We start from the raw sequence: 8,636 nt of genomic DNA on the forward strand, positions 1-8,636 counted from the left end.
ATGTCTGCTACCTACCACTTCCAGACTGTGAAACATGTGCTCCACGGTCCCGGCAGCCTCGACCTGCTGAGCGAAAAACTGCCGCTGCTCGATGTACCTGTAAAAAGCGTGATTCTGGTTACCCAGAACGCCATGCATAACCTGGGGGTTACCCAGCGCGTCACCGAACAACTCAGTGCGCAGAATATCCGTGTGCACATGCTTGATAACGTCGAAATAGAACCGACGCTGGAAAATATCGAGCGGGTATTCCGCGAAGATGTCGCGCCGCACGCCCCGGACGCCCTGATCGCGATTGGCGGGGGCAGCGTGCTGGATGCCGCCAAGCTGTTCGCCGTCATGCTGACCAACGACACACCGCTCAGAGACCTGCTGGGCATCGACAAGGTGACTCACCCCGGCAAGCCTATGGTGCTGGTCCCGACCACGTCCGGTACGGGGTCGGAAGTGACACCCAATGCCATCGTCACTCTGCCCGATGAAGAACTGAAGATAGGCGTCGTCAGCCGTCATCTGCTGCCGACGCTGGTCATTCTCGACCCGCTGCTGACCCTCAGCCTGCCGCGCCCGATCACCGCCGCGACCGGCATGGATGCCTTCACCCACTCGCTGGAGTCCTTCATCTCCACCAAGGCCAACCCGATCAGCGATGCGTTTGCGCTGGAATCGATGCGCCTGATCGCAGGCAGCATTGTCGAAGCCTGGCAACAACCGGAATCGGTTCGCGCACGTGGCGACATGCTGCTGGGCTCGATGTATGGGGGCCTGGCGCTGACCGCCGCCGGAACCGCAGCGGTGCATGCACTGGCTTACCCGCTGGGTGGCAAGTTTCACGTCACCCACGGCGTGGCCAACGCCATGCTGTTGCCCCACGTGATGGCTTTCAACCTGGACAGCTGCGCCGAACGCCTCAAGCGCGCGGCACTGGTCTGCGGCGTGGCGCAGCAGGACGACAGTAACGAGACCGCTGCTCACAAGCTGATCGAACAGATTCGCCAATGGACCCAGGTGCTGAACATCCCACAGAACCTGCGTGAATTCGGGGTTGCCGAAGAGCATCTGGCGGACATGGCGGTAGCGGCTTCCAAGGTCACACGCCTGATGGCCAATAACCCCAAAGCCCTCAGCCTGGATGATATCCAGCAACTGTATCGGTGCCTGCTGCCATGAGCCGCGCCGAATTTCCGGGCCTGCTGATCATTGCTGACGACCTGTCGGGGGCAGCCGATTGCGCAGCGGACTTTGCTTCACGGATCGACACTCACGTGGTCCTGACCGGCAATGCCAAAGACTTGTCGGGGGTGATCGCCATTGATGCCGACTCACGTCGCCTTGACCCGCAACAGGCCGCCGATCAGAACCGCGCAGCCCTGCAACAGCAGTCCCGAACCGGGATGGCGCTGTACAAGAAAATCGACTCCACACTGCGCGGCAACGTCGCCAGTGAGGTCGATGCCTTGCAAGGCCTGCGCGGCATGGCGCTGGTCGCTCCGGCGTTCCCGGCCATGAAACGCACGACCGTTCAGGGTGTGCAATTGATTGACGGTGTGCCGGTCGATCAGAGCGATGTCTGGCGCAACGAGAACCTGCACGGCACCGGCAACCTGCTGGATCTGTTTGTCGCGCAGGGCCTGCGTACCCAGTGGCTCGGCTTGGACACCCTGCGTGATCCTTCACGGCTCAAAACCACATTGCGCAACGCACTTGAACAGGGTGTACAGGCGCTGGTCTGCGATGCACAACTGGACAGTGACCTGCTGCGACTGGCCCTGGCATCGGTGGCCTGGCATGACGAACTGTTCTGGGTCGGCTCTGCCGGGCTGGCTCGCCATCTGCCGCACGCCTTTGGGCTGGCCGAAGCCTTGCCGATCAAGGTCGAGCCGCGTTCACCGGTGCTGACCGTGGTGGGCAGCATGTCCCGGCATTCCCAGGCCCAGGCCGACCGGCTCGCACAGGCCAGCAAGCCACTGTGCCTGACACTGCAACCGGCAATGTTACTCAATGAAGATGCGCACGCCGAGCGCGCCGCAGCGTACCTGCAACTCCAAGAGCATCTGGCTACCGGGCGAGATGTGCTGGTACGCCTTGATCAACAACAACGCGACCCGGCGCAGGCGGCCATGTTGAGCAACGCGCTGGCGCAGTGGCTGGCCCCCGCCCTGCCCCATGCCGGTTCAGTGGTAGCCACCGGTGGCGAAACCGCCAGAGCCATTCTGATTGCAGCGGATATCAAACGCTTGACGCTGTTTGGCGAACTGGCCACCGGCGTGGTTCTGGCCGAGGCCCGACTGGGCAAGCACACGTTCAATGTCGTGACCAAAGCCGGGGGGTTCGGCAACCCCGACACCTTGCTCACCGCCTGGCAAATGCTCCACGCACCGGCTGCGACCGGCACCCCTTTCAACGAGGAAGCTTCCTATGTCTGAGCGTCTGTCTGAACGTCCCGTCATTGGTATCACCATGGGCGACGCCGCCGGGGTGGGACCGGAAATCATCATGAAAATGCTCACCCACGCCTCGGTGTACGCCACCTGCCGTCCGCTGGTGATCGGCGATGCCCAACGCCTGGAAGACGCCAACCGCATCGTCGGCAGCCAGTTGCGCGTCAACAGCATCGCCAGCCCTGCAGAAGCCCGTTTCATCCAGGGCACCGTGGACTGCATCGATCTGGACCTGATACCCGCTGACCTGCCCTACGGCAAACTGTCGGCGGTGGCCGGCAATGCAGCGTTCCGCTACATCGAGCGCACCGTGCAGCTGACTCAGGCCGGAGAGCTGGACGCCATATGCACCGCCCCCCTGAACAAGGAAGCGCTGCACGCAGGCGGGCATATCTTCCCCGGCCACACCGAAATGCTCGCGCACCTGCTGGGCATCGAAGAAGTCTCGATGATGTTGATGACCCCGACCTTGCGCGTCATTCACGTCACGACGCACATCGGCATCATCGACGCCATTGCGCGGATCGAGCCAGGGCTGGTCAAGCGCACCATAGAACGCGCCCGGGAAACCCTGATCCGCGCCGGTATCGAAAATCCGTTGATCGCGGTGTGCGGCATCAACCCGCATGCCGGGGAAAACGGCCTGTTCGGTTATGGCGAGGAAGCCACCAAGATTCAGCCCGCAATCGATGAACTGCACGCCCGCGGCTGGCGTGTGGAAGGCCCGCTGCCCGCCGACACGCTGTTTTTCCGCGCCGGACGTGGCGACTTCGATGCAGTGGTTGCGATGTACCACGACCAGGGCCACGGCCCGGTCAAGGTCATGGGCCTGGAAGCCGGCGTCAACGTAACCATCGGCCTGCCAGTGATTCGTACCTCGGTGGACCACGGCACCGCCTTCGATATTGCCGGCAAAGGCATTGCCGACGAACGCAGCCTGATCGAAGCCATGCGTCAGGCCGTGGAATTGGCAACCCGTAAACGCGACACCCGCAATTCCATCGCCGTCTGAGGCCGCTGCACTGACAGCAGCGGCCTATCCGAGCGGCACCCCATAACGCGCCAGAACAACAACAATGGAGCGAGACTGATGGATACCTTCAACGCGCAAGACACCTCGATCATCATCGGCATGGTGGTCGTCTATATCGTCATAACCACCTGGATGAGCATGCGCCTGCGCAGCAAGACCAGCGAGCAATACATGGTCGCCTCGCGCACCATGCCCGCCTTCGTCGTCGGCGTGCTGATGATGTCCGAGTTCATCGGTGCAAAGTCGACGGTCGGTACGGCACAGGCCGCATTCGAGAGTGGTTTTGCCGCCTCCTGGTCGGTGATCGCCGCGGCCATCGGCTTCCCGCTGTTCGGCCTGTTGATGGCGCGCAAACTGTATAGCTCCGGCGAGTTCACCATTTCCGGCTTCATCGCCAAAAAGTACGGCACCTCCACCAAGCTCGCGGTCTCGATCATCATGATCTACGCGCTGTTGCTGGTGAACGTCGGCAACTACGTCAGCGGCGCGGCAGCCATTGCCACGGTCCTGAAGATCAACCTGACCACCGCGGCGTTCATCACGGCGATCATCAGCACGCTGTACTACGTGTTTGGCGGTCTGAAAAGCGTGGCCTACATGAGCATCCTGCACACCGGGGTGAAATACATCGGTGTATTGATCGTACTGGGCGTGGCGTTGAAAATGACCGGTGGCTTCAGCCCCGTGGTGCAGAACATGCCCGAGCATTACTTCACGTGGGACGGGGCCATCGGCGGCTCGAAAATCATGGCCTGGATCATCGGCACGGTCGGCGCGATTTTCTCCACGCAGTTCATCATTCAGGCCATCTCCTCGACCCAGAATCAGAACGCGGCACGCCGCTCGACCTTCTACGCCTCGCTGCTGTGCATCCCGATTGCCCTGGCGCTTGGCTTCATCGGTGTCGCCTCCAAATACCTGCACCCGGAAATGAGCAGCCTGTACGCCCTGCCGATCTTCCTGCAATCGATGAGCCCGGTATTGGCAGGCGTGGTGACCATCTCGCTGGTTGCCTCGATTTTCGTCAGCGTCAGCACCGTGGCGCTGGCCATCGCCTCGCTGGTGGTCCGTGACTTCTACGTACCGTGGCGCAAACCGTCGGTGGATCAGGAGTTCAAGACCACGCGCCTGATTGCACTGGTGATCGGTTTCGTGCCGCTGTTCTTCGTATTCTTCGTGCCCGAGATCCTTAACCTGTCGTTCTTTACCCGTGCCCTGCGCCTTTCGATTGCCGTGGTCGCCATGATCGCGATCTACCTGCCGTTCTTCGGTTCGGGCCGAGGCGCTACCCTGGGGTTGATCGCTTCAGCCATCACCACCAGCGTCTGGTATCTGCTGGACAACCCCTACGGCATCGACAACATGTATATCGCGCTGGTGACACCGGCTATCGTCATTGCCATCGAGCGCCTGCTGCCGCAGTCCGCGTCGTCCAAACCTGCTCAAACCGAGGTTCCTCATGCCAACCGCTGATACCCGCCAGGACGCATTCCTGCCAACGCCTTACGCGCAGAACCATGCCGCGAACCTGCACGAGCTGGCCGACGGCACGCTGCTGTGTACCTGGTTCGCCGGTACTCAGGAGGGCATGGCCGACATCTTCGTGCTGCTGTCGCGCCGCGACCCGGCCACCGGCGTCTGGAGCGAGCCGCAGAAAATGTCCGAAGATTCGTCCCGCTCGGAACAGAACCCGATTCTGTTCCAGGCACCCGGTGGCCCGTTGTGGCTGATCTGGACAGCACAGATTTCCGGCAATCAGGAGACCGCCATCATCCGCCGTCGTCTGTCACTGGATAACGGCCAAAGCTGGGGGCCGATTGATACCCTGTTCGACGAGCCCGGCACCTTTGTGCGCCAGCCGCCAGTGGTGCTGGATAACGGCGACTGGTTGCTACCGGTCTGGTACTGCATCACCGGGCCCGGCGAAAAGTGGGTCGGCAACCATGATGTCAGCGCGGTGATGATCTCCACCGATCAAGGCCACAGCTGGACGCGCCACGATGTGCCGGACAGCACTGGCAGCGTGCACATGAATGTTCATCAATTGCCGGATGGCAGCCTGCTCGGCCTGTTCCGCAGCCGCTGGGCGGACTTCATCTACAGCAGCCGCTCAACCGACCGTGGCCGCTCCTGGAGCGCCCCGACGCCGACCGAACTGCCTAACAACAACTCGTCGATCCAGTTCGTGAAGCTGGCGACCGACGAACTGGCCCTGGTCTACAACCCGGTCAGTGCCGAAGGCCACGCCCAGCGCCGGGCCTCGCTGTACGACGAAATCGAGGATGAGGGCGACGACCGCGTCACACCGGGCGCACGTCAGGACGGCAAGGCAGCGGTGTGGGGCATCCCTCGCGCACCGATGAGCCTGGCGATCTCCCGCGACGGCGGGCACAGCTGGCCGACCCGGCTGGACCTGGAGCTGGGTGACGGCTTCTGCCTGACCAACAACTCGCAGGAAAAGCTCAATCGCGAGTTCTCCTACCCCAGCATCATTCAGGCCGCCGATGGCAGCCTGCACGTCGCGTTCACCTACTTCCGGCAGAAGATCAAGCATGTCCACCTGCCGCTGAACGCGATCCGCTGACCCACCCGCGTCGATTGGCCTGTTGCTGATCGACGCCTTTGCGGAACCCATGTCATGCCCGAACCGATCCAGTCCGTACTCGTCACCGGTGCCAGCTCCGGCATCGGCAAAGCCATTGTCACGCGCCTGCTGGAACAGGGCCTGCAGGTCACCGGTCTGAGCCGTCGTGCGCCGGACCTGCAACACCCGAACTTCACCTGGCGCGAGTGCGACCTCAATGACTTCGCCGCGCTGGACAAGGCGCTGCAACAGACGCCGCACATCGATGCGCTGATCCATGCGGCAGGCTTCATGCGCACCGCGCCGTTGGGCGAGCTGAACGATGCCGATGGCCAGGCCATGTGGCATCTGCATGTCGCCGCTGCCAGTCACATGGTCAACGCGCTGTACCCACGGCTGCGCGCCGGTTCGCGGATTCTGATGATCGGCAGCCGGACCATGCAGGGTGCGGCCGGGCGCAGTCAGTACGCTGCCAGCAAAGCGGCGCTGCAAGGCATGGTTCGTTCCTGGGCCATCGAACTGGCGCCACGCGGCATCACCGTCAACCTGATCGCCCCCGGTGCCACCGAAACGCCCATGTTGCAGGCCCCCGGACGCAGTGGCACGCCACCGCGAAAACCGCCCATCGGCCGTTTTGTGCAACCGGATGAAATCGCCGGTCTGGCGGCGTTTCTGCTTGGCCCCGACGCGGGTGCAATTACCGGGCAAAGCCTTGTGGTGTGCGGCGGTGCGTCGTTGTAAGGTTGCATCCCGTTTCCAGGCTTTAACACAAGGGCTGTAATGAAAGTCGCCAACCGTCGTCAAGCGATACTCGAACTGGTTCTTTCCGGCAAATCCAACGTGGACGAGCTGTGCGCCCAACTCGGCGTCTCGGAAGCCACCGTACGCCGCGACCTCACAGCCCTGGCCGAAGATGGCTTGATCCTGCGCACCTATGGCGGCGCGGCGCATGTCGGCCAGCGCGAACCGGAAACCTCGCTGGAAGAGCGAAGCCGCCAGCACAGCCAGGAAAAAATGGACATCGCCCGTGCCGCGTTGGCGCATATCAACGATCACGACACACTGTTTCTTGAAGGCGGCACCAGCACCAGCGCGCTGGCGCACATTCTCAACCAGCGACGCGGGCTTCATGTAATCACCAACAACCTGTTGGCACTCAGCGATCTGGCGTTGATACCCGATGGGCGCATTACCGTGCTGGGCGGCACACTGCGGGCATCGAGCATGTCGACTTATGGGGTGGCGGCGCAGGCAGCGCTGGAGCACCTGAGCGCCGACAAACTGTTCATCAGTGCCGACGGCGTGGTGGCTGAACTGGGCCTGTGCGAGGCCAGCGCCGAGCAGGCGTACCTCAAGGAAAACATGCTGGCGCGGGCTGCACAGGTTTTCGTACTGGCTGACATCACCAAGCTGGGCCGCGCGCGTCAGCAGCACTGGACACCGTTGCGCCAGCCCTGGACGCTGATCACCAACCCGGTGGATGACGAGTCACTGCTCACCCCTTTCAAGGCGCGCAAAAGCATTCAGGTGGAAATTGCCCTGCCCGGCTGACTTCACGCTCCTGGCATAAAACAGTGATGTGCAAATTCTTGCGCATCACATTAACGCTGAAACTGGTCACGCCCCATACACAAAGCCCTCCAGCACCTAAACGAGCTTGCGCATACATGCGCAAAAGCCTGCGCACTATTTCGCGTTTTTTGTCTGGCCATTGAGCTTTTTTTAAACCTTTAAACGCTATCTATTTGTTTTAAATAGATAAAAAAATTTTCGGCATGCATCTTGGAATGTACTTCTGCATACAGCGGGCGAAATTGCCCGTTTCTGCGCAGAGAGTTTCCCACATGACCGATAAGCACGGCACGCACCAGCAACGACGCGCCGCACTGTTCCCCAAGACTCCGGCGACGGCCACCAGCCTTTGTCCTTTCAGAGGACCGAACGTCGCCATCGTGCCGGTGCGCTACGCACTGGATCGCTCCCGCTACGACGCCGCGCCGGAGCAACTGAAGCCGTTGCCGAAACAGGGCAAATGGACGCTGATGCCGACACTGAAAACACGCAGCTACACCCTTCGCCAGCTGTATGACGGCTACGTCTATGTGTTCGACGAAACGGCCGGGACGCTGCATGAATATGTCGCCTCGGCAAACAACGGCCATCTGAGCCGCATTGTCTGGACGGACGCGCAGATCGGTAGTGACCAGCGAAGCGGCGCCAGTGATGGCAAGCCCTTCCTGCTCTACCCGCGACGTCACACACTGCACATCGCCTTTTCCCCGCAGCAATGGACGTGGCGAGTTTGCGAGCACATGCGCTCCAGCGCCCCAAGCCGCGCGCTGTGGATGAAAGCGCTCGACCTGGCCAGCTACTGCATCACCATGGCCGAGCCGGACACCCTGCCATTGAACCGTATCGCCGAGGCGGTGGCGGACATCGACAAGGGCCATGTCACTGACGACGGCCGTTTCGCTGACTCGGCGATCCCCACTGCTCGCCCGCTGTCGGAAGACGCCGAAACAAATCCGTTATGGGCACCGCTGGGTGCTGACGTTTTCTGGCAAGGCAGCGTCGACGA

At 61.8% G+C, this 8,636-nt stretch carries 8 protein-coding genes; all 8 read left to right on the forward strand.

What is annotated here, in order from left to right; all coding sequences use genetic code 11:
• On the forward strand, nucleotides 1–1,170 hold the full coding sequence (locus RYC18_RS22670) for an iron-containing alcohol dehydrogenase (RefSeq protein WP_005744541.1): 1,170 nt from the start codon (nucleotides 1–3) through the stop codon (nucleotides 1,168–1,170).
• On the forward strand, nucleotides 1,167–2,426 hold the full coding sequence (locus RYC18_RS22675) for a four-carbon acid sugar kinase family protein (protein ID WP_117139648.1): 1,260 nt from the start codon (nucleotides 1,167–1,169) through the stop codon (nucleotides 2,424–2,426). Before RYC18_RS22670 ends, RYC18_RS22675 begins: the two co-directional genes overlap by 4 nt.
• Nucleotides 2,419–3,453, forward strand: a complete 1,035-nt coding sequence (pdxA, locus tag RYC18_RS22680; protein WP_016981601.1) for a 4-hydroxythreonine-4-phosphate dehydrogenase PdxA — start codon at nucleotides 2,419–2,421, stop codon at nucleotides 3,451–3,453. Before RYC18_RS22675 ends, pdxA begins: the two co-directional genes overlap by 8 nt.
• Nucleotides 3,454–3,531: 78 nt before the next feature.
• The gene (locus RYC18_RS22685) at nucleotides 3,532–4,947 is read left to right on the forward strand and encodes a sodium:solute symporter family protein (protein ID WP_005744538.1); all 1,416 of its coding nucleotides are present in this window, start codon (nucleotides 3,532–3,534) and stop codon (nucleotides 4,945–4,947) included.
• Nucleotides 4,934–6,058 (forward strand): sialidase family protein, encoded by a 1,125-nt coding sequence (locus tag RYC18_RS22690; RefSeq protein WP_005731524.1) that lies wholly within the window; start codon nucleotides 4,934–4,936, stop codon nucleotides 6,056–6,058. Before RYC18_RS22685 ends, RYC18_RS22690 begins: the two co-directional genes overlap by 14 nt.
• A 54-nt stretch (nucleotides 6,059–6,112) precedes the next feature.
• Nucleotides 6,113–6,799: an SDR family NAD(P)-dependent oxidoreductase gene (locus RYC18_RS22695; protein WP_005780377.1), complete on the forward strand. Its 687-nt coding sequence runs from the start codon at nucleotides 6,113–6,115 to the stop codon at nucleotides 6,797–6,799.
• A 39-nt stretch (nucleotides 6,800–6,838) separates the two neighbouring features.
• On the forward strand, nucleotides 6,839–7,609 hold the full coding sequence (locus RYC18_RS22700) for a DeoR/GlpR family DNA-binding transcription regulator (protein ID WP_005731522.1): 771 nt from the start codon (nucleotides 6,839–6,841) through the stop codon (nucleotides 7,607–7,609).
• A 293-nt stretch (nucleotides 7,610–7,902) separates the two neighbouring features.
• On the forward strand, nucleotides 7,903–8,636 hold a 734-nt coding region (locus tag RYC18_RS22705), incomplete at its 3' end, for a toxin VasX (RefSeq protein ID WP_316886873.1).

Source organism: Pseudomonas syringae group sp. 247E2, assembly GCF_032587795.1.
GTDB lineage: Bacteria > Pseudomonadota > Gammaproteobacteria > Pseudomonadales > Pseudomonadaceae > Aquipseudomonas > Aquipseudomonas amygdali.

What these genes read in the sequence shown, in the direction of transcription:
- pdxA (WP_016981601.1), top strand. Translation starts at nt 2,419, where the DNA reads ATGTCTGAGCGTCTGTCTGAACGTCCCGTCATTGGTATCACCATGGGC.
- RYC18_RS22690 (WP_005731524.1), top strand. Translation starts at nt 4,934, where the DNA reads ATGCCAACCGCTGATACCCGCCAGGACGCATTCCTGCCAACGCCTTAC.
- RYC18_RS22685 (WP_005744538.1), top strand. Translation starts at nt 3,532, where the DNA reads ATGGATACCTTCAACGCGCAAGACACCTCGATCATCATCGGCATGGTG.
- RYC18_RS22670 (WP_005744541.1), top strand. Translation starts at nt 1, where the DNA reads ATGTCTGCTACCTACCACTTCCAGACTGTGAAACATGTGCTCCACGGT.
- RYC18_RS22700 (WP_005731522.1), top strand. Translation starts at nt 6,839, where the DNA reads ATGAAAGTCGCCAACCGTCGTCAAGCGATACTCGAACTGGTTCTTTCC.
- RYC18_RS22675 (WP_117139648.1), top strand. Translation starts at nt 1,167, where the DNA reads ATGAGCCGCGCCGAATTTCCGGGCCTGCTGATCATTGCTGACGACCTG.
- RYC18_RS22695 (WP_005780377.1), top strand. Translation starts at nt 6,113, where the DNA reads ATGCCCGAACCGATCCAGTCCGTACTCGTCACCGGTGCCAGCTCCGGC.